The 25,051-nt window shown below is 40.2% G+C and carries 22 protein-coding genes; 16 read left to right on the top strand and 6 right to left on the bottom strand.

Annotated features, from left to right (window positions below):
• Positions 1 to 157: 157 nt before the first annotated feature.
• The 5 genes from M1E86_RS12345 to M1E86_RS12325 form a co-directional block, all read right to left on the bottom strand.
• Complete coding sequence (locus tag M1E86_RS12345) at positions 158 to 1,435, bottom strand: TRAP transporter large permease (RefSeq protein ID WP_125892193.1); 1,278 nt, start codon at positions 1,433 to 1,435, stop codon at positions 158 to 160.
• Complete coding sequence (locus M1E86_RS12340) at positions 1,426 to 1,905, bottom strand: TRAP transporter small permease (RefSeq protein ID WP_213913170.1); 480 nt, start codon at positions 1,903 to 1,905, stop codon at positions 1,426 to 1,428. The genes M1E86_RS12345 and M1E86_RS12340 overlap by 10 nt, the downstream gene beginning before the upstream one ends.
• 77 nt (positions 1,906 to 1,982) lie before the next feature.
• Positions 1,983 to 2,987 carry a C4-dicarboxylate TRAP transporter substrate-binding protein gene (locus M1E86_RS12335; protein WP_125892191.1) on the bottom strand — a complete coding sequence of 335 codons (1,005 nt, stop codon included), beginning with the start codon at positions 2,985 to 2,987 and terminating at the stop codon, positions 1,983 to 1,985.
• A gap of 52 nt (positions 2,988 to 3,039) precedes the next feature.
• The gene (locus M1E86_RS12330) at positions 3,040 to 4,485 is read right to left on the bottom strand and encodes a tagaturonate reductase (RefSeq protein WP_185746905.1); all 1,446 of its coding nucleotides are present in this window, start codon (positions 4,483 to 4,485) and stop codon (positions 3,040 to 3,042) included.
• A 366-nt stretch (positions 4,486 to 4,851) separates the two neighbouring features.
• Positions 4,852 to 5,757: a GntR family transcriptional regulator gene (locus M1E86_RS12325; protein ID WP_125892187.1), complete on the bottom strand. Its 906-nt coding sequence runs from the start codon at positions 5,755 to 5,757 to the stop codon at positions 4,852 to 4,854.
• A 143-nt stretch (positions 5,758 to 5,900) separates the two neighbouring features.
• Between M1E86_RS12325 and M1E86_RS12320 the strand changes: the two genes are divergently transcribed.
• Positions 5,901 to 6,917 (top strand): zinc-binding alcohol dehydrogenase family protein, encoded by a 1,017-nt coding sequence (locus tag M1E86_RS12320; protein ID WP_213913171.1) that lies wholly within the window; start codon positions 5,901 to 5,903, stop codon positions 6,915 to 6,917.
• Positions 6,918 to 7,003: 86 nt separating this feature from the next.
• Here the strand turns inward: M1E86_RS12320 and suhB are convergent, their stop codons facing one another.
• Complete coding sequence (suhB, locus tag M1E86_RS12315) at positions 7,004 to 7,807, bottom strand: inositol-1-monophosphatase (protein WP_125892183.1); 804 nt, start codon at positions 7,805 to 7,807, stop codon at positions 7,004 to 7,006.
• 123 nt (positions 7,808 to 7,930) lie between these two features.
• Here suhB and trmJ point away from each other — a divergent pair, with 123 nt between their 5' ends.
• The 15 genes from trmJ (at position 7,931) to M1E86_RS12240 (ending at position 25,024) form a co-directional block, all read left to right on the top strand.
• A complete protein-coding gene (trmJ, locus tag M1E86_RS12310; RefSeq protein WP_125892181.1) occupies positions 7,931 to 8,662 on the top strand; it encodes a tRNA (cytosine(32)/uridine(32)-2'-O)-methyltransferase TrmJ in 732 nt (243 codons plus the stop codon).
• Between the two features lie 119 nt (positions 8,663 to 8,781).
• Positions 8,782 to 9,279 carry a Fe-S cluster assembly transcriptional regulator IscR gene (gene iscR, locus M1E86_RS12305; RefSeq protein ID WP_004264917.1) on the top strand — a complete coding sequence of 166 codons (498 nt, stop codon included), beginning with the start codon at positions 8,782 to 8,784 and terminating at the stop codon, positions 9,277 to 9,279.
• Between the two features lie 122 nt (positions 9,280 to 9,401).
• Positions 9,402 to 10,616 (top strand): IscS subfamily cysteine desulfurase, encoded by a 1,215-nt coding sequence (locus tag M1E86_RS12300; protein ID WP_125892179.1) that lies wholly within the window; start codon positions 9,402 to 9,404, stop codon positions 10,614 to 10,616.
• 24 nt (positions 10,617 to 10,640) lie between these two features.
• Positions 10,641 to 11,027: a Fe-S cluster assembly scaffold IscU gene (gene iscU, locus M1E86_RS12295; protein ID WP_004264914.1), complete on the top strand. Its 387-nt coding sequence runs from the start codon at positions 10,641 to 10,643 to the stop codon at positions 11,025 to 11,027.
• Positions 11,028 to 11,227: 200 nt separating this feature from the next.
• Positions 11,228 to 11,551 carry an iron-sulfur cluster assembly protein IscA gene (iscA, locus tag M1E86_RS12290; protein ID WP_125892177.1) on the top strand — a complete coding sequence of 108 codons (324 nt, stop codon included), beginning with the start codon at positions 11,228 to 11,230 and terminating at the stop codon, positions 11,549 to 11,551.
• A gap of 95 nt (positions 11,552 to 11,646) precedes the next feature.
• Positions 11,647 to 12,168: a co-chaperone HscB gene (gene hscB, locus M1E86_RS12285; RefSeq protein ID WP_213913173.1), complete on the top strand. Its 522-nt coding sequence runs from the start codon at positions 11,647 to 11,649 to the stop codon at positions 12,166 to 12,168.
• A gap of 12 nt (positions 12,169 to 12,180) precedes the next feature.
• Complete coding sequence (gene hscA / locus M1E86_RS12280; protein ID WP_213913174.1) at positions 12,181 to 14,031, top strand: Fe-S protein assembly chaperone HscA; 1,851 nt, start codon at positions 12,181 to 12,183, stop codon at positions 14,029 to 14,031.
• 2 nt (positions 14,032 to 14,033) lie between these two features.
• The gene (fdx, locus tag M1E86_RS12275; RefSeq protein ID WP_042844637.1) at positions 14,034 to 14,369 is read left to right on the top strand and encodes an ISC system 2Fe-2S type ferredoxin; all 336 of its coding nucleotides are present in this window, start codon (positions 14,034 to 14,036) and stop codon (positions 14,367 to 14,369) included.
• Positions 14,370 to 15,339: 970 nt separating this feature from the next.
• Positions 15,340 to 15,702, top strand: a complete 363-nt coding sequence (locus tag M1E86_RS12270; protein WP_426099104.1) for an MFS transporter — start codon at positions 15,340 to 15,342, stop codon at positions 15,700 to 15,702.
• 147 nt (positions 15,703 to 15,849) lie between these two features.
• Entirely contained in the window at positions 15,850 to 16,545 is a 696-nt protein-coding gene (locus M1E86_RS12265; protein WP_426099103.1) for a hypothetical protein, read from the top strand.
• A 19-nt stretch (positions 16,546 to 16,564) separates the two neighbouring features.
• Complete coding sequence (locus M1E86_RS12260; RefSeq protein WP_125892170.1) at positions 16,565 to 17,368, top strand: helix-turn-helix transcriptional regulator; 804 nt, start codon at positions 16,565 to 16,567, stop codon at positions 17,366 to 17,368.
• 70 nt (positions 17,369 to 17,438) lie between these two features.
• Entirely contained in the window at positions 17,439 to 17,639 is a 201-nt protein-coding gene (gene iscX / locus M1E86_RS12255) for a Fe-S cluster assembly protein IscX (RefSeq protein ID WP_004912658.1), read from the top strand.
• A 173-nt stretch (positions 17,640 to 17,812) separates the two neighbouring features.
• Positions 17,813 to 19,108 carry an aminopeptidase PepB gene (gene pepB / locus M1E86_RS12250; protein WP_125892168.1) on the top strand — a complete coding sequence of 432 codons (1,296 nt, stop codon included), beginning with the start codon at positions 17,813 to 17,815 and terminating at the stop codon, positions 19,106 to 19,108.
• A 112-nt stretch (positions 19,109 to 19,220) separates the two neighbouring features.
• Positions 19,221 to 19,673, top strand: coding sequence for an enhanced serine sensitivity protein SseB C-terminal domain-containing protein (locus tag M1E86_RS12245; RefSeq protein WP_125892166.1), 453 nt, complete (start codon positions 19,221 to 19,223; stop codon positions 19,671 to 19,673).
• A gap of 311 nt (positions 19,674 to 19,984) precedes the next feature.
• Positions 19,985 to 25,024 carry an alpha-2-macroglobulin family protein gene (locus M1E86_RS12240; protein WP_426099102.1) on the top strand — a complete coding sequence of 1,680 codons (5,040 nt, stop codon included), beginning with the start codon at positions 19,985 to 19,987 and terminating at the stop codon, positions 25,022 to 25,024.
• Positions 25,025 to 25,051 lie beyond the last annotated feature (27 nt).

Below are 25,051 nucleotides of genomic sequence, written 5' to 3'. Positions count from 1 at the left end.
TCATCAACGCAAATTTTTTGCAAGGCTGGCAACGCCATCCTTCTTTCGAACAATCGGCATGTCGATTGTTTCCTGCTGTATTTGCGATTGTCACAATAAATAGAGTTGATAATAAAAATGGCAAATCATAGATAATGACTTGCCATTGAGATATAACTTATAAGCTTGGTAGGAATGTCGTAAATACAGGCATAAAAGTGACTAAGAGTAATACGATAATTAATGTTAAGAATAATGGCATAACTTCACGAATAAAATCAGCAATACGCACGCCCGTAATCGATGTAGCCACAAACATGACTGTTCCCATTGGTGGTGTTAAACAGCCGATAGCTAAATTAAGGATCATGACAATACCAAAATGGATAGGGTCAATTCCTAAAAGTTTTACTGTAGGCATTAATAATGGAACAAGGACAATAATTGCGGCATTACCCTCAATAAACATACCTAGAACTAAGAGCACAGCATTGACAATCATTAAGAAAACATATGGATTGTCAGAGAAATTGGTCATCATTCTGGCGACATCTTGCGCCACTTGCTCGTTTGTCAATACCCAAGCTAATGCAGAGCAAGTCATGATAATCAACATAATACTTGCTGTTGAACGAGCTGTTTCTAAAAATGAGGCTGCAATGTCTTTTAACTTCATTTCACGATAAAAGAAAGTGCCAATTACAATAACGTAAAGCACTGCAATCGCGCCCGCTTCTGTCGGTGTAAAGATACCAAAACGAATTCCACCAATAATAACGAGGACTAAAAGGAACGCAGACATCGCTCCTTTACCTGTCTGGTAAACTTCAGCAAATGTCGGAGCTTTATCTCTAGCCGGTTTGTATCCACGTTTTTTGGCAATAAGATAAATGGCAAACATTAAAGCAACGCAGCACATTAAACCGGGAATAATCGCAGCCATGAACATCTTGCCAATAGAAACATCAGCAACAAATCCATAGATGATTAATGCAATACCGGGTGGAATAATAGGTGTTATTAATGACCCTGCAGCAGTAACAGCAGCAGAGAAGCTTTTCCCATAACCTAATTTGGTCATCTCTGGCACTAGCATTTTAGATAGCATTGCACAGTCAGCAAGGTTAGATGCAGAAAGTCCACCCATCATTGTACTTAATAATACGTTAGACTGGGCAAGTCCCCCTGGATAGTGACCAGACAGTGTGCCAGTAAATTTTAACATTCGGCTAGTGATACCGGTGTAATTTAAAAGATTACCTAGCAAAATGAAAAAAGGGATTGCGAGTAATGTGACATTTTCTCCTGCCCCAATAATGCGCTGCACGGCAATAAGCGGAGAGATATCACCGACAGAAAAGAAATAAGTGAGCAATGCAATAAGCACACTTAAAAAAATAGGAACATTAATTAAAAAACAAAATATTAATACGATACAGGCGATAACTACTGACATGGTTTATCTCCTTTTAGTAATTTACTCATGTCTTCCAGTAAATGTTGGATAGAAAATAACACCATGATGGATGCGCCAATGGGTACAGAAAGGTCGATATAATAATAAGACACACCAATAATCGGTGTTATTTTGTCTTCTGCGATAATCGAGAGTTCATATCCAAGATACCCAAAAATAGATAAAGCAATAATGGCCATAATATGAGTGATAACCGCAATAGCTAATTGTACTTTTTCAGGAAATAAAGAGGTAATCGCATCAATACTGACATGCATTCTTTTACCCGCAGCGGATGCTGCACCAATCATCACCAACCAAATGTAGCAAATGATTAAAACTTCCTCACTCCACATTAAAGGGTCATTAAGAAGCCAGCGCATGAATACAGCAAGAATAGTAATAATGACAATAGCGGCAACGGCAAGTGATGCCACTATATCACTTAATTTCCCCAGAAATTTAAACATAAAAAATCCTTGCGAGAACAATAGTTAACCATTTGTGTTGTTAAAATATTGGCGGTAAGCACCGCCAAGTCATAGGGTTAATTATTAATAATATCTTGAGTTTGTTGATATAAGTTCGCAGACCATTCAGGGAACTCATTATAGAAAGGTTTAGATTTTTCTTTGAAGAGCGCTCTATCTACTTCAACAACCGTAACGCCTTCATTTTTCATTTTCTCAATAATTTCTTTTTCTTGCTGTAGGACTAAATCTGTTAAGAATTGCCCAGCTTCATTACCTGATTCAACTAAAGCCTGTTGGATATTTTCGGGTAATTTATCATACGTTTTACTGCCCATGACTAAGTTGGTCACGTTCTCTACATGGCCCGTTAGGATCAAGAACTTAGCTGCTTCATGGTGTTTTTGCCCATATAGCACTGGGATTGGGTTTTCTGCACCGTCAATAATTTTAAGATTAAGTGCAGTATAAACTTCAGCTAAAGGTAATGGAGTAGGGGTGGCACCCATTGCCTCTAAACCTTTAATTTGAATTTTATTATTAGGAACGCGAATTTTTAAACCTTTTAGGTCATCTGGGGTTTGGATCATTTTATTGGCTAAGATATGGCGTGAACCATATAGCCAATCTTTAGAAACGACATGAAGGCCTTTTTTATCTAACTGTTGTTCTAAAGAACCATACCAAGGCGAGGCGTTCAATTTAAAAATATCTTTATAAGATAGCCCTAAATAGGGTCCAAACATAATGCCGTAATCAGGTACATAATCAGAGAAGAAGGCGCCATCCGCTAAAGTAATTAGTGGGCTACCTAACTTCATTTGTTCGATGACATCCTTTTTGGACCCTAATTGCGAACTTGGATAAGGGATCAATTCACCTTCGCCATTGGTTTTTTCATTGAATTTTTTTGCCCATTCGTGGATAGCTAAGTCAAATGGCTCTCCTGGGTTATTTTCATAAGCAACTTTTAGCTTATATTTAGCATCTGCAAATGCTGCTCCTGTCATGCTGCCCATTAATAGCATTGTGCTGAGTGTTAAGCTAAGAAGTGTTTTTCCGTTTAATGTGCTCAGTTTCATAAATGTATCTCCTGTAGGGGGATTTATTGTTTTAAGTATTTATTATTTGTTTCTAACAAACATATTTTTTGCGTAGCATTGATTCTGTACCATGACTCAGAATTTCAGTAATTTTCTGGCTCACATCATCCTGTAATTTTGGTATTTCGTTGAGGTTCAATCCCCATAAATCAGACATCGCTAGCACATTTTCAGTAAGTTGTTTTACATTTGAGTCATAGAGTTCGTTCCAAGCTTTAAAGCGTTCCAGTAAATAATCATCATCATTTAAAGGAATGGGCTGTCCAGCCTGTTCTCCGCGATAGAAAACAATCAACGCAGCAAGTGAAAATGAAATGCAATAAGGGATTTTATTGTATTGATTAACGTAAGAGATTAATTGGGGCAATAAGCGAGTTTTAAATTTAGTGAGTGAGTTAAGCGAAATTGACATTAACTCATGTTCTATATATGGGTTATTAAAACGGTCAATCACTGCGGAAGCAAAAGCCGTGAGCTCTGAAGGGCTTTGAGATAAAACAGGAATAACTTCATTATCAATTAAATCTTTAATGAAAGATAAAAAAACGGGATTGGTAGTGACATCACGGACAGTCCTAATGCCTGCTAAGTAAGCAACAGGAACCATCGCAGTGTGTGCACCATTCAAGATTGCCACTTTGCGCTCTTTATAGGGTTTTATATCATCGACCACTTTGATATTTAATGGTAATTCATTTAGTTTTAGTTTCTGCTCTAATACTTTTGGCCCTTGAATGACAAACAAATAGAAATATTCAGCCGTGACGAGAAAATCGTCTTTATAACCTAATTCTTTTTCCAGTTTTTCAATTTCATTTTTTGGGTAACCTGTAACAATTCTATCGACTAATGTAGAACAAAATGTATTACTGTCATTTAGCCAAGTAATGAAATCTGCGGGAAGTTTCCAGTCTTGCGCATGTTTATTTACAAACTCTTGTAGTTTATCGCCATTATAGTCAATTAACTCACAAGGGATGATGAACAATCCTTTGCTAGTATCACCATTAAAATATTGAAAGCGGTGAAATAAGAATTGCGTAAGTTTAGCTGGGAAACTACTTGCTGGTGTGTCTTCTAGACGTACATCGTGCTTATATACGATCCCGGCTTCGGTTGTGTTAGAGAATATCCATTGTAAGTCGGGATTTTCTGCACACTTTAAATATTTATCATATTCAGAGTAAATAAGTATTTCACGATTAACTGAATTAATTATTCTTATATTAGAAACGCTTTGTTTTTGTTCATTAATTCCCCTGGTGATGGCGGTATAAAGTCCATTTTGTTGATTAATTGAGGGATGTGATGAGTCAATTGGTCTAACAATAGTAATACCACTATTGAAGTCTGTTTTTTCATTCAGTTGATCAACCATCCAGTCGATAAAAGCACGTAGAAAATTGCCTTCTCCGAATTGCAGAATTCTCTCTGGGTATTGCTTGCTAGCCATTGACTGTCGATTTAAGTAATCCATGACCATTCCTCTAGTTATTATGTGTATTAATCATCTGGTGTTGACTCAGACTAGAAGTATTTTTTTCTATGGACTATTAATTGAATCAATTTTGTGGAACGAATGGCTTTTTCATGTTTTTAATGTGTTTTTTATCAGTTAAAAACAGGTTGTTTGTTGATGTATAAAATTAATTTTATGATGAGTTTCTTTAAGTTATTGAAAAATATCGTGATTTATTCCGTATCTTATTTGTGGTAAATAATGGCTTTATAATTAAGTTGTTTTTTTTACTGAAAAATTCAGGTTTGTGTTTGATACATACAATGTTCGATCAAAAGAAAGGTTGTTATTGGCCATCCATTGGCCTTGGGAGGTTAGTGTTACTTATTCATAAGTTTGCTGTATAGAGTTGATCATCGTTCGTTTAGCGGTATCTAAATGGTGACGAAGTTCATTCATCGCAACAATATCATTACGACTAATTAAAGCACTTAAAATGGTCATATGTTCTTCAATTGCCAGTACATTTCTTTCTTTTAAGTCAGACTCATCCCACTGGTATTGAAAGTGGAATATTACAGTGATGATTTCAAGAGACTGACTGAAAAATGGGTTGTTGGCACCCGATAAAATAAGGCTATGTAGCTCATAATCGAGTTGGGAAAAGTCGCGGTAATTGATAGTCACTGTTTCGCGCAGTGTTCTATGCTTAAGTAATAGCTCTTTTGCTAAAATCCAACGGTGGTCATCTGCGGGTAAATTTAAAAAGTGCGTAAGGGCATTGGTTTCTAGTAATTCTCTGAACTCAAAGAGTTTTTCTGCATACTCGCGCGAAAACTTCATCATGTGCCAATTTCCTCGGTGGGTGTTTTTAATTAACCCATAACGAGAAAACTCCACTAAAAATTCACGGACAACGCTAGAGCTCACATGGCTTTTTTTCGCCAATTGTAACTCAGTAAAAGTATCTCCGGGCATCAATTCTTTGCGTTTAATCATTTGGTAAAACGCTTTTTCGAATAAGACGATTTGTTGATCTGGAAGGCTTGACTCAACTGGGAAAAAATCAGTTTTATTGGGATAGCGAATGACATGGTAGTCATTCCCTTGTTTTTCAATGATTTTCTTTTCTAATAAATATTCAAGGGTATGTCTAACGGTAGTTCGGCTGATATTAAACATTTCCGCTAAAGAAGATTGTGATGGGAAGGGGGACGTTAATAAATTTTTATGAATTGCATCTAAAAATTCGTTAATTGACCCATAACGTATATTTTTACTCCTCACCATTTAACTGCCCCTTAAGCTGTTTTTTATTCTTTAAAGACCGATTTAAAACCGATTTAAAAACATTTAATCACAAAATTCGGTTGCTAAGTATCTAGTCTATGTTTTTTAAATTAAAAAAGACAGATAAATTGACGGAGGAAAATATGAAACAATTGATTTGCCAGGAACCTAAAAAATTAGTCTATCAAGACGTTGCTGAACCTACAGTTAAAGTTGGGCACGTAAAAATAAAAATACATGCCGTTGGAATATGTGGAACAGATATTCACGCCTGGGGAGGAAATCAGCCATTTTTCCAGTATCCACGCGTATTAGGCCATGAAATTTCTGGCACTATTTGCGAGGTTGCTTCTGATGTCACTCAATGGAAAGTTGGGCAGCGTGTTGCCGTGATGCCTTATGTTGCTTGCTATGAGTGCGGGGCTTGCAAAAGTGGTAAAACAAATTGTTGTGAAAAAATTTCGGTGATTGGGGTTCATGAAGATGGTGGTTTTTGTGAGTTCTTAAACGTCCCACAAAACAACGTGTTAGCCATTGCGGATACCGTTACTGATATTGATGGGGCGTTAATTGAACCGTTTTCGATTAGTGCTCATGCAGTGAGACGCGCACAAGTTAAGCCTCAAGATACTGTTCTAGTCGTAGGGGCTGGTCCGATAGGGCTTGGTGTTGCTGCGATTGCTAAAGCAGACGGTGCTAACGTATTAGTTGCTGACACCAGTGAGGCTCGTCGTCAACATGTTGAAAAGGTATTAGGTTTAACAACGTGTGACCCAGCGAGTGAAAATTACTTATCAAGTATTGAAAGCCATTTTTCAGGGATGCTTGCAGAGAAAGTCATTGATGCAACGGGGAATCAACACGCAATGAACACTGCGGTGAATTTAATTCGCCATGGTGGTTTGATTGTTTTTGTTGGGCTATTTAAAGGTAATTTATCGTTTCCAGATCCTGATTTTCATAAGAAAGAAACAACAATGATGGGAAGTCGCAATGCGACGCTTGAAGATTTCAATAAAGTGGCAAGGTTGATGGCGGAAGGAAAGCTCGCGAGTGAAATGATGCTAACTCATCAATTTGATTTTAATTCTATTGGTAATAGTTATGAGCAAGACGTGATTAATAACCGTGAGTTAATTAAAGGCGTTATCTTATTTTAATACGCATCAAACGGTTTAATCAGTAAAAAAACACCCACACAAAATAGTCGAATTGTGTGGGTGTTAAAATTCAATACGTTGTCGAATTAGCGTTTTAATGCTTCCGATAACTCATCTTTCATGACGGACAGTATGTCTCTAACAACGCGTGGGCTACCAGCGACTAAGTTACCAGATGCGATATAATTATGGCCGCCAATAAAGTCAGTCATGATACCGCCAGCTTCACGCATGATTAGTTCACCGCCTAAGAAATCCCATGGTTTTAAGCCGATCTCAAAGAATGCATCAACACGACCAGAAGCAACATAGCATAAATCCAGGGCTGCAGAACCTGTACGACGGAAATCAGCACACTTATCGAACATTGCAGTCATGATATTCATATATACCGCAGCGTGTTGTTTTTGTTTAAAAGGAAAACCTGTCGCAACGATAGCGCCATCAAGATCACGTTTTTCGTCGATACGAATACGATAACCGTTAAGTTGAGCGCCTTGTCCACGTACTGCGCTAAATAATTCATTACGCATTGGGTCGTAAACAACAGCAACTTCAGTACGGCCTTTAACGCGTACAGCGATAGAAACAGAAAAATGAGGGAGACGTTTTGTGAAGTTGGTAGTGCCATCCAGTGGATCGATAACCCATTGAATATCATCATCTTTACCAATTAACTCACCACTTTCTTCAGTGATAATAGTGTGCTCTGGATATGACTTGCGGATGATTTCAATAATCAGCTGCTCAGACTCTTGGTCAACGTTAGTCACGAAATCGTTAGTGCCTTTCTGAGTCACTTTGATATTACTAGGCATTTCATAGTTTTTAGCTATGTGATTACCGGCCTTACGTGCTGCACGTATGGCGATGTTAAGCATCGGATGCATGGGCTTTTTCCACTGGAATGTTAAAGAACGAAAAACTGGAGTGCCGAAGTATATAGATGTTCGTCACAATAAGCAATTTTGTGTTAAGCTATTGCGATAATTTTTTCATTAAACGTATAAACCATGCTAGATAATATCCGTATTGTTCTTGTTGAAACCTCACACACTGGTAATATGGGCTCAACTGCCCGTGCAATGAAAACCATGGGGCTTTCTAATCTGTACCTCGTTAATCCTCTTGTTGAACCTGATTCACACGCTATTGCACTTTCTGCCGGGGCGAGTGATGTTATTGGTAATGCGACAATCGTTAAAACCCTCGATGAAGCCTTAGAAGGCTGTAAGTTAGTGATCGGCACCAGTGCCCGTTCTCGCACCTTGTCTTGGCCAATGGTTGAGCCGCGTGAGTGTGGTGTTAAATCTGTTGAGCAATCCAAAGAATCCCCCGTTGCTATCGTTTTTGGCCGTGAGCGAGTGGGTTTGACCAACGAAGAACTACAAAAATGTCAGTATCATTTGTATATCCCCACGAACCCAGAATACGGCTCTTTGAATTTAGCGATGGCGGTTCAATTGGTAAGTTATGAGATACGCATGGCGCATCTTTCAATGGATGAAAAAAACACGGTAATTTCAACAGATGATGAGGTAGAATACCCGCCATCAGAAGATGTTGAGCGTTTTTATGTTCATCTTGAAAGTGTATTGAATGAATCTGGTTTTATTCGTAAAGCGCACCCTGGCTTAATTATGAATAAATTGCGTCGTTTATTCACACGTGCACACATCGAAACCCAAGAGTTACATATCCTGCGGGGTATTTTAACGTCGATGGAAAAATGGGCGAAAAAGTGAGGCGAAATCCACGGTAAAAACAGGTGAATAATACTTGAGTAAATTAGTCAGGTAAATAGTTGACTAAATTACTCAGGAATGTCACAATCTGACCATAATTTACCATGGAGTAATATGTTATGAGACTCACTTCCAAAGGGCGTTACGCAGTAACTGCGATGTTAGATGTCGCATTACACTCTCAGTCAGGTCCCGTGCCTTTAGCGGACATTTCTGAACGTCAGGGTATTTCCCTCTCTTATCTTGAGCAACTTTTTTCTCGTTTACGTAAAAACGAGTTGGTTTCGAGTGTTCGCGGCCCAGGTGGCGGTTATTTGCTTGGTAGAGACGCAGACCAAATCTTTGTTGCTGAAGTAATCGCTGCGGTAGATGAATCTGTTGACGCCACACGTTGTCAGGGTAATAAAGAAGGTTGTCAAAATGGCGACCGCTGCTTAACTCATGCACTGTGGCGTGATTTAAGTGACAGAATTACAAGTTTTCTAAGCAGCATTAGCCTTGATGAACTGGTTAAAAACCAAGAAGTCATGGTTGTTGCTGATAGACAAGATAACGAACAGCGTAAAACCATGCCAAATGGGATCACACCTGAATCGATTATCAATGTACGTGCTTAAAAAATATTAAAATAATTGCAGTCGGTACATCTCGGTGAGTGGTTAGACGAAGATCTAGTTTCCGCCATTTGTATCTTTAAAAATTAAAGTCAAGTTAGCTTGTCTTTTGGAGTAAGTGAGCAATGAAATTACCAATTTATCTTGATTATTCAGCAACAACACCGGTTGACCCGCGTGTGGCTGAAAAAATGATGCAATGTTTAACAATGGATGGGAACTTTGGTAACCCAGCATCCCGTTCTCACCGTTTCGGCTGGCAAGCGGAAGAAGCGGTAGATATTGCTCGTAATCAAATCGCTGAATTAGTGGGTGCTGACCCACGTGAAATCGTGTTTACTTCAGGCGCAACTGAGTCTGATAACTTAGCGATTAAAGGCGCTGCTAATTTCTATAAAAAGAAAGGCAACCACATTATTACTTGTAAAACGGAACACAAAGCCGTTTTAGATACCTGCCGCCAATTAGAGCGTGAAGGTTTTGAAGTGACTTACCTGTCACCGCAAAGCAACGGTTTAATTGCTATGCAAGACCTACAAGACGCTATCCGTGAAGACACTATTTTAATTTCTATTATGCATGTTAATAATGAAATTGGTGTAGTGCAGGATATCGAAGCTATTGGTGAATTATGCCGTAGCAAAGGGATTATTTTCCACGTCGACGCAACTCAAAGCGTGGGCAAATTGCCTATCGACCTAAATACGTTAAAAGTCGATTTAATGTCGTTCTCTGCGCACAAACTTTATGGGCCAATGGGTATTGGTGCACTGTATGTTCGCCGTAAACCACGAATTCGCCTTGAAGCGCAACAGCACGGCGGTGGTCATGAACGCGGTATGCGTTCTGGGACATTACCAGTACACCAAATCGTGGGTATGGGCGAAGCTTATCGTATTGCCAAAGAAGAAATGGCAGCGGAATCTGAGCGCTTACGCGGTTTACGCCTGCGTTTATGGAACGGCATTAAAGATATCGAAGAAGTTTACCTCAATGGTGATTTAGAACACGGTGCGCCGCACATTCTGAACGTCAGCTTCAACTATGTTGAAGGTGAATCACTGATGATGTCATTAAAAGATTTGGCTGTATCTTCAGGCTCGGCATGTACTTCTGCAAGCCTAGAACCTTCTTATGTACTGCGCGCTTTAGGGATGAATGATGAGCTGGCACATAGCTCAATCCGTTTCTCTTTAGGTCGTTTCACGACAGAAGAAGAAATTGACTATGCAATCAAAATGATTCATGGCGCAATTGGCCACTTACGCGAGCTGTCTCCTTTATGGGAAATGTTTAAAGACGGCGTAGATCTTAACAGCATCGAATGGTCTCACCATTAATCAGACGGTTTCAGGAGTTTAAAAATGGCTTACAGTGAAAAAGTTATCGATCATTATGAAAATCCACGCAACGTTGGTTCGTTTGACAACAGCGACCCAAGCGTCGGTAGTGGTATGGTAGGTGCACCTGCCTGTGGTGACGTCATGAAATTACAGATTAAAGTAAATGATGACGGCATTATTGAAGATGCACGCTTTAAAACTTATGGTTGTGGTTCAGCAATTGCATCAAGTTCACTGGTGACTGAGTGGATGAAAGGCAAAAGTTTGGATGAAGCTGAGTCAATCAAAAATACAGCAATTGCAGAAGAGTTAGAATTACCACCAGTGAAAATTCACTGTTCAATTCTAGCAGAAGACGCAATTAAAGCTGCTATTGCTGATTACAAAAGCAAACGCCAAAGCAAATAAATTTTTAATCAGTCTATAGGGCAACCCATATTAATAAATAACAACAAGTTATCGTCCTATAACTGGAACAATACCCATGGCCTCTAGGCTAAACATCGCTGAGTTTCTTAGTTTGGAAATAAATGGGTATAAAATAATTTGAAGGCGGATGCGACTCATGAGTAGCATCTGCCTTGTTTGTTTCTAAAGTGAGGTTTGCAATGTCTATTTCTCTTACAGAAAGTGCTGCGCTGCGTATTCAATCTTTTCTGCAAAATCGTGGAAAAGGTGAAGGTTTGCGTTTAGGTGTAAGAACTTCAGGTTGTTCAGGAATGGCTTATGTTCTTGAGTTTGCTGATACAATCAATGAAGAAGACACAGTTTTTGAAGATAAAGGTGTTAAAGTCATTATCGATGGCAAGAGCATTGTTTATCTTGATGGCACTGAGCTGGATTTTGTGAAAGAAGGCTTAAACGAAGGGTTTAAATTTAATAACCCTAACGTCAATAGCGAATGCGGATGCGGTGAAAGTTTTCACGTATAATGCGTTCAATTAAGCCTAATTTTCGGCCAATCTCACTAATATAAGCGATTTGCATGTTAGTGGTATTGGTAACCGGTTCGAGAAACTGAGCACTTATGGATTACTTTACTCTTTTTGGGTTAACTCCCATTTATGCCATTGATAATGAACAACTGACGCTACGTTTTCAAGATTTACAGCGTCAATACCATCCTGACCGTTTTGCTACCTGTTCTGAACAGGAAAAAATGCAAGCACTGCAAAAAGCAGCAACCATTAATGCTGCCTACCAAGCCCTTCGTCATCCGCTAAAACGCGCGGAATATATGCTTTCATTGCATGGTTTCGACATTAATAACGAACAACATACTATGCATGATACGGCATTCTTGATGGAGCAGCTTGAGCTACGTGAAGAGTTAGACAATATTGAAAACAGTGACGATGCACTTGATTTATTGGCTAAATTTATGCAAAACGTCAAAAAAATGCAGCAAGCACGAAGCGCACTGATGGTGACAGAGTTAGATGCCATGCAGTGGGAAAAAGCCGCTGATACCGTACGTAAACTACGTTTTCTCGATAAGCTTCAGCAGCAAGCTGAGCAACTCGAAGAACGGTTACTAGATGAATTTTAAGAGAAAACGATTATGGCGTTACTACAAATCAGCGAACCCGGTATGACAGCAGCTCCGCATCAACGCAAATTGGCGGCAGGCATTGATTTAGGTACCACCCACTCTTTGATTGCAACAGTGCGTAGTGGTGAAGCTGCGGCTTTGCCAGATAACCAAGGCCGCTTTTTATTACCATCGGTTGTTAATTATCAGCCTGCAAGCAAATTAGTGGGATGGGATGCGAAGCAACTTGCGGAGCAAGACCCAGTGAATACCATTATTTCAGTTAAACGTATGATGGGGCGCTCATTGGCGGATATTCAAAAACGTTATCCTGATTTGCCGTATCAGCTGAGTGCGAGTGAAAATGGCTTGCCGTTTATCCAAACGGCTGCCGGCCAAGTAGATCCTATTCAAGTTTCTTCGGATATATTGAAAACGTTAGCAAAACGCGCTGAAGAAACATTGGGTGGGGAAATGGATGGCGTAGTGATCACGGTTCCTGCCTATTTTGATGATGCCCAGCGCCAAGGCACGAAAGATGCGGCTCGTCTTGCAGGCTTACACGTGTTACGCCTATTGAATGAGCCGACTGCGGCTGCAATTGCCTACGGATTAGATTCTGGACAAGAAGGCGTGATAGCGGTTTATGATCTCGGGGGTGGGACTTTTGATGTCTCTATTTTGCGCCTGAGTCGCGGTGTTTTTGAGGTCTTAGCGACAGGTGGCGATACCGCACTTGGAGGCGATGATTTTGACCAAGTACTGGCACAGTGGATCGCAGAGCAGGCAGGAGTTTCATTACAAGGTGACCATCAGTTAAATCGTCAATTACTTAATGTGGCGACAGAAACCAAAGTCATGCTCAGTGACGCGGACGCTGCGACAATCAAACTTGCTAATTGGCAAGGGGAAATCCGTCGCGAGCAGTTTGAAGCGCTTATTGAAACCCATGTTAAACGCACACTAATGGCTTGTCGCCGTGCGTTAAAAGATGCAGGTGTTGAAGCGCAAGAGGTGCTGAACGTTGTCATGGTTGGTGGCTCGACTCGCGTCCCCTTAGTACGCCAGAAAGTCGGCGATTTTTTCGGTAAGTCACCACTGACATCTATCGACCCAGATAAAGTGGTAGCGATTGGTGCCGCCATTCAAGCGGATATCTTAGTAGGGAACAAACCCGACAGCGAAATGTTGTTATTGGACGTGATCCCGTTATCCCTTGGCCTAGAAACCATGGGGGGATTGGTTGAAAAAGTGATCCCGCGTAATACGACGATCCCAGTTGCTCGCGCTCAAGAATTTACCACCTTTAAAGATGGGCAAACGGCGATGAGCGTTCATGTGGTGCAAGGTGAACGCGAAATGGTAGCTGATTGTCGTTCATTAGCTCGCTTCACCTTGCGTGATATCCCTGCAATGGCTGCAGGTGGCGCACATATTCGTGTTACTTTTCAAGTGGATGCGGATGGGCTATTAAGTGTTAGCGCTATGGAAAAGTCCACTGGCATAGAAGCCTCTATTCAAGTTAAGCCATCGTATGGGTTAACAGATAACGAAATTTCAAACATGATTAAAGATTCAATGACTAACGCGCAAGATGACTTAAATGCGCGCCGCTTAGCGGAGCAAAAAGTTGAAGCTGCAAGAGTGCTTGAAAGTTTAACGAGCGCATTAGCCCAAGATGGCAATTTACTGACGCCAGAAGAAGAGTCAGAAATTGATAATGCGGTCAATGAGTTAATTAAAGCGGTTGAGGGCACTGACCCAATCGTAATTGAAAATGCCATTAAACAACTGGATAAGCAATCGCAGGAGTTTGCAGCGCGTCGTATGGATACCTCCATTCGACAAGCGTTGTCAGGCCATTCTGTGGATGAGATATAATTATGCCGAAAATAGTTTTTTTACCTCATAGTGATTTATGTCCAGACGGTGCTGTTGTTGAAGCACAAGAAGGCGAGTCTATTTTAAATGTTGCACTACGCAGCGGTATTGAGCTTGAGCACGCCTGTGAAAAATCCTGTGCTTGCACAACTTGTCATTGTATCGTTCGTGAAGGTTTTGATTCACTGGAAGAGAGTAGTGAGTTAGAAGACGATATGTTAGACAAAGCGTGGGGATTAGAGCCTGAAAGCCGTTTAAGTTGTCAGGCGTTAGTGACGGATGAGGATTTAGTGGTAGAGATACCCAAATATACTATTAATCACGCCCGCGAACACTAATGCTCGTTATATTTCGCGTTGTAGGGGTGTTGGCTTCTTTCAAGTATTTGGGTCACATACTTTTGTATGCTCCCCAAGATACTCTCAATTGCCGCCTACCTACAACACGAACTATTTAGAGCATTGAATAGTTTGTTATATTTCGTGTTGTAGGGGTGTTGGCTTCTTTCAAGTATTTGGGTCACATACTTTTGTATGCTCCCCAAGAGACTCTCAATTGCCGCCTACCTACAATACGAACTATTTAGAGCATTGAATAGTTTGTTATATTTCGCGTTGTAGGGGTGTTGGCTTCTTTCAAGTATTTGGGTCACATACTTTTGTATGCTCCCCAAGAGACTCTCAATTGCCGCCTACCTACAATACGAACTATTTAGAGCATTGAATAGTTTGTTATATTTCGCGTTGTAGGGGTGTTGGCTTCTTTCAAGTATTTGGGTCACATACTTTTATATGCTCCCCAAGAGACTCTCAATTGCCGCCTACCTACAATACGAACTATTTAGAGCATTGAATAGTTTGTTATATTTCGCGTTGTAGGGGGGCTTCTTTCACTAACCTTAGTCATATACTGGTGTATGCTCCAAGGGATTAGCTCATTTGCCGCCTAGCGACAACGTGAATTATTATAAAAAATAACAGAAAATCGTCCTTAATATCTATTTATATATGTAATAAGGGCGATTTTTTGTTGTATTTCAATATTTTCATTATTATTGTTTTTTTTGAAATTAAAATTCAACTCATAATATTTCATTTTAATAAATGAATTGTTTATATATTATGAAACTATTCAGTTTTATTTACCAGCTAATTTAAAGTTAATAATTAAACTTTCACTTTGTACACTTTGTTTTTTATGTTATAGATAATATCGATATTGAGTGGTTATCTTTGGATTAAAAGATAATGATTTAATGATTATATAAATGCTAATTAAATAAAGTTGGAGATAAAAAGGAATTTTATCATGAAATGGAAATATCGATTTGGCGCAGTGGCTGGTAATACACTTGAATATTATGATATTGCTGTTTTTGCGGCAATATCGAGTTATCTCAGCGCAGAATTAGAGCGGCTAGGCTATAACCAAGCGACAGAGATGGTATGGGGTATATTTGCTTTGCGTTTTATTATTCGGCCTGTTGGTGCTTATATTATAGGGCGGTATGCCGACAGTGTTGGTAAAAAGTCCGCATTGGTTTTAACAAGTTTTATAACAGGGACAGCTACACTATGCATGGCATTATTACCTATTAATTTATTAGGGAATTACACTCCTATTGCCATTTTAATTTTGCAAATGGCACTATCATTTAGTTTTGCAGGATAATACCCATCATTAATTACTTACCTTTTTAATAATTCTAAGAATAATGAAAGCTCAAGGTTATCAGCCATAATCAATGGCAGTACAGCATTCGGTATTATTATTTCACTTACAGTTGTATTTGCTTTGGAATTTTTTTTAGAACCAGAGATGATGCAAAGTATTGGATGGCGAGTTCCCCTGTTCTTAGGAGTGCTTAATATTGCTATTAGCTTTTGGTTTAGAATGAAATTGCCTAATAATTCAAGTGAAAAAATAAAATCAGTACCTATTAGTTATATGGATATGTTTTTTGTTTTTTTATTAACCATACCTGGAAATGTGCTCTTCTTTGTGCAGCATGTTTCAACAGCTATGTTTCTTGAAAAAATGCAAATGATAGAAGATAGGACTGTATGGGCACTGTTATTGTCAATTTTACTTCTATCTTTTATGTTAATTTGTGGCTGGCTTACCGACAAATATAATATTTTGGAAAAGGTATATAACCTCGGTGTGATAGGAATGGTGTTTTTATCAATTCCTATGTTTTTATTAATTAGCAGCCAATCTATAATATTAACTATTATTTCTCAAATAATTATCAATATATATGCAGCAATGATTTTAGCAACGACCCCCTTTATGTTGTTTAAAGCGGCAAAAGAAAAGGTTGTTACACTTGCGTTAGGTTTTAACTTTACAGCAATGCTTTTTGGTGGTGTCTCACCTTTGATTACAACTTATCTTGCTAATATTAATATAGTTTATGTGGGGCTATTTTTAACACTGTGTGGTGCACTTCGATTTTTAATTTATAAAAAAACACCTAAAGATTTTGAAATAGAGACAAAAATGGGAAGTTAAATTTTATTAAGGAATTGATATGAATGCTGAAAGCCAAGTTTTTGAAGATATATGTAGTAATTTTAAAAATGAATTTATAAATATTTTTGATTGGCATGATGTTGATGTTACCTATTTCTGTGTTGATTTAAAAAATAAAACAATGCATATAGCATCTAATAATTATGAATGGCAATTAATAAGTTTAAACAGTGGGTTGGATCTTTTGGTGGAAGAAAGATTAAAATCGAGCATCCAATATTGGAATAATTACCCAGAAGTTTTCATGAAGATTCTAGCTAAATCGAAAAAAAGTAAATTTAAAGTTGATTTTTGTAATAGATATGGGAGTACATTTGAAATTACAACGGTAAATTCAAATAAGCAGCTCACATTATCTGAGATGTTATCTATTTATAAGCATCGTCCTATCATTTCGGAGTATGCCAACCAAATTTGGAAAAAAAATCCCGAGGTCACACTGCCTATGAGGGCGAATATTCCGATAACAACACAATTATTGGGGCAAACAAAGAATGTTGCACCGGAACTATTAAATCCTCAAAAATATATGCGTTTTGGCCATATTCGTTTTACACGAAAAGAGATGATAACCATACGCCTACTGCTTTCGCACTGTAAGGTAAAAGAAATCAGTTATATTCAAGGTTGTTCAGAAGCCAGTGAAAATAGACGAATTCAAAATATCAAAGAAAAATTGGGTTGCCCTTATGTATCATCAAGTGGCTTGTTTGCTGCATTAAAAGAGCAAGGCATTACATTGGCTTGTCTGGAAACACTTATCGATTTACCTCTCACAAACAGTATAATGAAGAATAGATGAAAAAGATCAGTTGATATGATTCAAAGGACTATAATTTGAAAAATAGTTGTTCATATAATGAGAGAAAAACATGAGTTTAAAATGGTCAAATAGCCGTGAAATCGGTGAAGCCCTGTATGATGCATTTCCAGATGTTGATCCGAAAACGGTGCGCTTTACCGATATGCACCAGTGGATTTGCGATTTAGAAGAATTTGATGATGATCCGCAAAAATCGAATGAGAAAATCCTAGAGGCTATTTTGTTAGTTTGGCTGGATGAATTCGAGTAACGAGGGATTTATTCTAAAGACCGAGCGACTATTAGAAATAGTGCTCGGTTTTTTATTTTATATCAGCACTATAATGATATCCCTGTTGGCATTTATCAGTTAAGGTAATGCCATCTGCTGACAGAATAAATGGGCTTTTGCTGTCTGCAAAAATAGACAAAGTGAGAAAAACGATGACAAAACAAATTATGCCAGTAATGATTTCTTGTGAGCCAGCTGCACCTTGTTGGGGTGAGGGCGCATTGTTAAGCTCTAGTGATAAAGGGATGACAATCCACCTGAAACATGCAGGTAAATTATGCGCAGTACAAAGCGCTGGCCGTAAATTAGATGGCCAAGGGATCCGTAATGTTGCTTTGGCTGGCGAAGGTTGGGATTTAGAAAAAAGCTGGGCATTTTGGCAAGGTTTTCGTGCGCCAAAAGGGGCTAGAACGATTGAATGGCCTGTATTACCAGAAGCGGATCGCAAAGAATTAGAAAACCGCATTCGTACCATTGATTGGGTACGTGATGTGATTAACGCACCGGCAGAAGAATTAGGGCCAGAACAACTCGCACAACGCGCCATTGATTTACTCTGCACGGTAGGCGCACAAGACATTAGCTATCGTATTATTAAAGGTGATGATTTATTAGAACAAGGTTATACCGGTATTCATACGGTAGGTCGTGGTTCAAGTCGTCCACCTGTCTTTTTAGCGTTAGATTACAACCCGGGTGCCAACCCGAACGCCCCCGTATTTGCTGCGTTAGTGGGTAAAGGTATTACCTTCGATTCAGGCGGTTATAGCATCAAACCTTCTGCTTCAATGAATTCAATGAAAGCGGATATGGGCGGTGCGGCAACATTAGCGGGTTCATTGGCATTAGCGATTTCGCGTGGCTTACAAAAACGCGTGAAAATGTTCCTGTGTATTGCTGACAATATGGTTAGCGGCAATGCATTCAAACTAGGTGATATTATTCGTTACCGTAATGGCAAGTCCGTTGAAATTATGAATACGGATGCTGAAGGTCGTTTAGTATTGGCTGATGGTTTGATTGATGCGAGCAAAGAAAAACCAACACTGATCATTGATGCAGCAACCTTGACAGGCGCAGCAAAAATGGCAGTGGGTAATGACTACCATTCAGTATTAAGCTTCGATGACAAATTAGTTGCTGACTTAATGAGCGCGTCAGATGCAGAGTTCGAGTTATTTTGGCGCTTACCATTAGCAGAGTTCCATCGCCAACAATTGCCGTCAGGCTTTGCCGATTTAAACAACATTGCAGCACCATCTCATACCGCGGGTGCAAGTACAGCGGCAGCCTTTTTATCGCACTTTGTTGAAAATTATCGTCAAAACTGGGTGCATATTGACTGCTCAGCGACTTACCGCAAATCCGCGGTTAGCTTATGGGCTGAAGGCGCAACAGGTACTGGTGTAAGAACACTGGCTAACTTATTAATCAGTAAATCAAAATAGTAAATATTTGATTGATAACAGGCACGAGAAGGTGACTTTTCGTGCCTATTTTTTTACCTTGGCGTATTTGCGAGTATAATAAGCGATTCTTTTTCATAGCAGGGGATTGGCAATGTCGCAGCAATCGAATAATAACAGTTCCAACCAAGAAACTGAGATCCAATTTACGGAATTAACCGTGCCAAAAGGCTCATCACTGAAATTAAGTGTGTTAGAGGAACAACCGCAGGCGATTGTTGAGGCGCTGACTGAGTTTTTTAAACAACACAAAGTGGTCAGACGCGGTTTTATGGTCTCCGCAACAGAGAGTGATGCTGCTGAAGAAACGCCTATCTTAATGATAGCGTTGGAGTTTACCGTAGGTGCGGAAAATATTGATACCATAATTCATGAAGCAGGGACACTTGCGTGTGAGTTCTTAGCTGATGACGAATCTATTGATTTTTGTGTGGTGAATGAAAATGAGCAAGGGGTTAGCCACTTTATTACTCAACACGTTCAACCCTTTTATCAGCGTCGTCTTGGGAGCTTCTTACGCGATACGATCCCAGTAAAAAATACATAATGACCCTGTGATTAGAGTGAGAGAGTTTTTTCTCACTCCTAAAACCCATATTGCTCATTTATTAAATATATATTTTGCTTACTATTTAAAAAACAGTATTTCATTTTGCTGTTTTTCTCTCCCATCATTTTTCCGTTTTGTCTGATAGGTGTTTTTATCACATTCTGTTAAATTATATCGATAATTGAAACACTATCAGCAGCATTTATCTGTGTGTATTTTAAGCGATTTCAAGGTATATAGTACGGTTTTAACCTTCTGTTAAAACCTTAAAAAGAGAACACATTTAACTAATTAAAGGGCGGGCGGTAATGAAACAACAATCAAGTTGGGCTTCATTGGCGGGTCTCAAAACCAAAAAACGTTATTTAGCACTGGCATTGGCATCGGTAGTGGCATTAACTGGTTGTGATAATGCAGAAGAAACAACCAAAAATGAGTCAAATGTTTCAACCACAGCGCCAGAAAATCAAACCAAAACAGCGCCAGTTGCAGAGCAGAAAAAAGTAGCACCGAAACTTTCCACTGAAGAAATGATAAAAAAATATGCAGGGAAAGATTTAACTATTTTGGATGCATCTGAATTACAGCTTGATGGTGCGAGTGCCATGGTGGTGACATTTTCCGTGCCATTACAAGCCAACCAAGACTTCGGCCAGTTTATTAACCTTATTGATGTTAAAGCGGGTAAGTTAGATGGCGCTTGGGAGCTGTCTGATAACCAAATGGAGCTACGTTTTCGCCACCTTCCCCCCTCTAAAGAATTAAATCTAACCATTAACCCGGGTATTAAAGCGGTTAATGAGCGTACACTGGCCGACAGTTTTGAGAAAAAACTGACCACAGCGCAAATCATCCCAACGGTTGGTTTTGCTAGCAAAGGCTCCTTATTACCGAGTAAGGTTGCCCAAGGCTTACCTGTGATCGCCTTGAACGTTGATAAAGTTGACGTCAATTTTTTCCGTGTGAATGAAAAACAATTACCGCAGTTTTTAGCGCAATGGCAATACCGCAGTAATTATGAATATTGGTATTCAGAAGAATTCCTCGACAAAGTGGAGCTGGCTTATACTGGCCGCTTTGACTTAAATCCAGATAAAAATACCCGCCAAACGATTTTACTGCCATTGAAAGATATCAAAGAGTTGCAGCAAGACGGCGTATATTTGGCCATCATGCAAAAAGCAGGCAGCTATAGTTACCAATTCCCTGCGACCGTCTTCACATTGAGTGATATTGGTGTGTCGCTGCACAGTTACCAAGACCGTGTCGACATTTTCACCCAATCCTTAGCGAAAGGCTCCGCAATTAAAGGTGTTGAGCTGCGTATTTTGGATGAAAAAGGCCAGTTAGTGACAAAAGGCATGACAGATGGCGATGGTCATGCTCAGTTAGATAAATTAGCGGGCGGAAAACTATTACTGGCAACCCACGAAGGGCAAACCAGTATGATTGACTTGACTCAGCCAGCACTTGATTTATCTGAATTCGATATTTCAGGCCCCGAAGGCTACGCAAAACAATTTTTCACCTTTGGGCCACGTGATTTATATCGACCGGGGGAATTGCTACTGGTCAATGGTTTATTGCGTGATGGTGATGGTAATCCGGTTAAAACTCAGCCCGTTAAAGTTGATGTATTAAAAACGGATGGGCAAGTGGTTCGCAGCTTTGTTTGGCAGCCGGAAGAAAACCAAGATGGACTATATCAATATCAATTTGAAATCCCTAAAAATGCAGAGACAGGCGGTTGGTCACTGCGCTTTGATTTAGGTGATGGCTCGCCACTGCGTTATTACAAATTTAATGTTGAAGATTTCATGCCTGAACGTATGGCGTTAGAAATCGTTGGCAGCGATGTGCCGCGTTTAACGGATCAATCCGTGGATTTTGATATTCAAGGGCGTTATTTATATGGTGCGCCAGCGGCAGATAACCAGTTACAAGGCCAAATTGTGTTAAAGGCCAATCGCGAAGCGGTAGCAAAATTACCGGGCTTTGAATTTGGTGCTGTCAACGAAGAGGGCTTACCACGTAAGTTGGATGAGTTTGACCTGACGCTAGACAGCAACGGTGAAACGGTGATTTCAATTCCAAACAGTAATTGGAGTTCAACACGTTCACCGATTTCAGCTGTTTTACAAGCAAGTTTGCTTGAAGCGGGTGGCCGTCCGGTGACGCGTCGTGCAGAGCAAGCGATTTGGCCAGCGGAAAAACTGGTGGGTATTCGCCCATTGTTTGCCAAAAAAGAAATTTATGATTACCGCACAGACCGTTATGTCAAACGTCATAATGTGGATGAAAACTCGTTAGCTGAGTTTGAATTAGTCATGGCAGATGCAGCGGGTAATAAACTGGCGGCAGAAAACTTAACAGCGCGTCTAGTGTACGAACGCCGTGATTATTATTGGAGTTGGTCTGAAAGTGGTGGCTGGTCTTCAAATTATGACCAAAAAGACCTCATTATGGCGAATGAAAATATTGCCATCGCCAAAGACGGTACAGCGAAAGTCTCCTTCCCTGTGGATTGGGGCGCATTCCGTTTAGAAGTCGTCAACCCAGAGAATCAGCTCGTTTCTAGCGTCCAGTTCTGGGCGGGGTATTCATGGCAAGATAATACGGGGGGAAGTGGCTCAGTTCGCCCTGACCAAGTGAAACTTAGTCTGAATAAGCCTGCGTACTTACCGGGTGAAAAAGCCAAAGTTCGTATTGAATCACCAAAAGCAGGGAAAGGGTACATCTTGCTCGAATCGAGTAATGGCCCATTGTGGTGGGAAGAAATTGATGTGCCAGAAAAAGGCTTAGATGTTGAGATCCCTGTCAATAAAGAGTGGGCTCGTCATGACCTCTACGTCTCAGCAGTTGTGGTTCGCCCAGGAGATGACTCTAAAGAAGCCACGGTGAAACGTGCTGTGGGTGTCTTGCATTTACCGATTGCAGATGAAAATCGTAAAATAGCGTTGGCACTAACGACGCCAGACAAAATGCGTCCTAATCAAGACTTGACGGTAAAAATTAAAGCGACCGCACAAGATGGCAAACCGTTACTTGAAAAAGTGAATGTGTTGTTATCCGCAGTTGATACAGGTGTATTGAATATCACGGATTTCAAAACACCGGACCCCTATGACGCTTTCTTTGGTCGTAAACGCTATGGTGTTGATCAATATGACGTTTATGGTCACTTAATCGAAGGCCAAGGTAAGGTTGCTAACCTACGCTTTGGTGGTGACAGTGAAGAGGCGGCATTAGAGCGTGGTGGTATGAAGCCACTCACTGAAGTGCAAATTATTGCTGAGCAGGCTAAGCCTGTTACATTAAATAAAGACGGCGAAGGTGAAATTAGCCTTGCTATCCCTGATTTTAACGGCGAACTCCGCGTAATGGCGCAAGCATGGAATGAAAAAGAGTTCGGCCATGCGGATAGCAAAGTGATTGTCGCGGCACCATTAGTGACACAAATGTCGATGCCACGATTTATGGCTGGCGGTGATAAGTCTTATTTTGCACTTGATTTGACCAATATGACGGATAACACGCAGAATGTGACTGTTAATTTCAAGGCATCAGGAATGGTGAAACTTGATGGCGTCAGCAGCCGAGAGTTGGAGTTACCAAAAGGCAAACGCACCACGATTAACTTACCAGTCAAAGCAGACTACGGCTTTGGTGAAGGCGAAGTGTCGATGACCATTAATGGCATTAACATTCAAGGCGAAGCCAATAAAGATTACAGCAACAGTTGGAAAGTGGGTGTTCGTCCGGCACAACCGGCAGAAACCGTTTCGTTTGCAACCGCGATTGAGCCAGGTACTTCATGGGCGCTGCCAATTAACCAAATTGCGGGCCTACAGCCGGATACCATTGAAGGGCAAGTTCTGTTAACCAGCCGTCCGCCATTAGATATCTCACGTTATATTCGAGAGTTATTTGCTTATCCATACGGTTGTTTAGAGCAAACTATCAGCGGGTTATATCCATCATTATTCTCAACTCAAGCTGAGCTGAATAAAATAGGGATTAAAACGCAAACGGATGCAGATCGCCATAAAGCGATTGAAATTGGTATTCCGCATTTGTTAAGTATGCAACGTAATGATGGCGGTTTCTCGTTATGGGATAGAAACGGCCGCGAAGAGTATTGGCTAACCGCATATGCAGCAGATTTCTTGAATAAAGCGAATCAGCGTGGGTTTACGGTTCCCCAAGAAGCTATCAGTAACGCGAACACGCGCTTATTGAGCTATTTACAAGATGGCAACCAAATCAATTATCCTTATACGGAAAATCAGGCAGGTGCACGTTTCGCAACTCAAGCTTATGCAGGCTTAGTGTTGGCGTCACAGCAAAAAGCGCCTTTAGGAGCATTACGTCAACTTTATAACCAAAGAGATCATGCCGCGAGTGGCTTGCCGCTTGTACAGTTAGGCGTTGCGTTGAACTTGATGGGGGATAAATCACGTGGTGAGAGCGCGGTGATTGACGGACTGAAAAAACAACGTAATCGCTACAGTTATGTCGGGGACTACGGCTCAGTGATCCGTGATGATGCGATGATTGTTGCGCTGTTAAATGAGTATAATTTAATGCCAAAATCGCGCGATCAAAAACTGCAAACCTTGTCTAATAACTTGACTTCTCAACGTTATTTCTCGACACAAGAGAGCAACGCGTTGTACTTAGCCGGCCGTTTCTACTTAAATGAAAGTGAAGCCCCATGGAAAGCAACGATTAATGGCCAAGAACCTCCGATGGTTTCAGATAAACCTGTGAGTGAGTTCTTGAGCAAAGGTCAATTAGAAACAGGCTATAGCATCGAAAACAGTGGAACCAATACCCTATATACACGCTTAAACGTAGTGGGTTATCCACAACATTCACCGAAACCAAGTTCCAACGTACTAGGTATCACTCGCAGTTACTATGATATGAAAGGCAATCGCATTTCATTAGATAGACTAAGAAGCGGTGAAATGGTGGTGGTTAAGCTGGAAGTTCAGGCATCCCAAAGTGTGCCAGATGCGTTAGTGGTTGACTTATTGCCAGCTGGTTTAGAGTTGGAAAACCAAAACTTAGCGAATAGCAGTGCAAACTTAAGTGATTCGGCACCAAACTTGCAAGAACTGATTGATGATATGCAGCAATCACAAATTCGCCATATGGAATACCGTGATGACCGTTTTGTGGCTGCCGTTGAAGTTCAGCAATATCGACCAACGACATTAGTTTACTTGGCACGTGCGGTCACTCCAGGTGTTTACAGTATTCCTGTCCCACAAGTGGAATCAATGTATGTCCCTGATTGGCGAGCGACAGGCTACTCTGATGGCCAATTAGAAATCGTCCGTTAATCACCGCTAAATTGAGCCCTTATATAA

The sequence above is a fragment of the Providencia sp. PROV200 genome, assembly GCF_049901995.1.
Taxonomy (GTDB): Bacteria; Pseudomonadota; Gammaproteobacteria; order Enterobacterales; family Enterobacteriaceae; genus Providencia; species Providencia rettgeri_E.
Note: the sequence above shows the minus strand (reverse complement) of the source record. Positions and strands in the feature narration are given on the sequence as shown.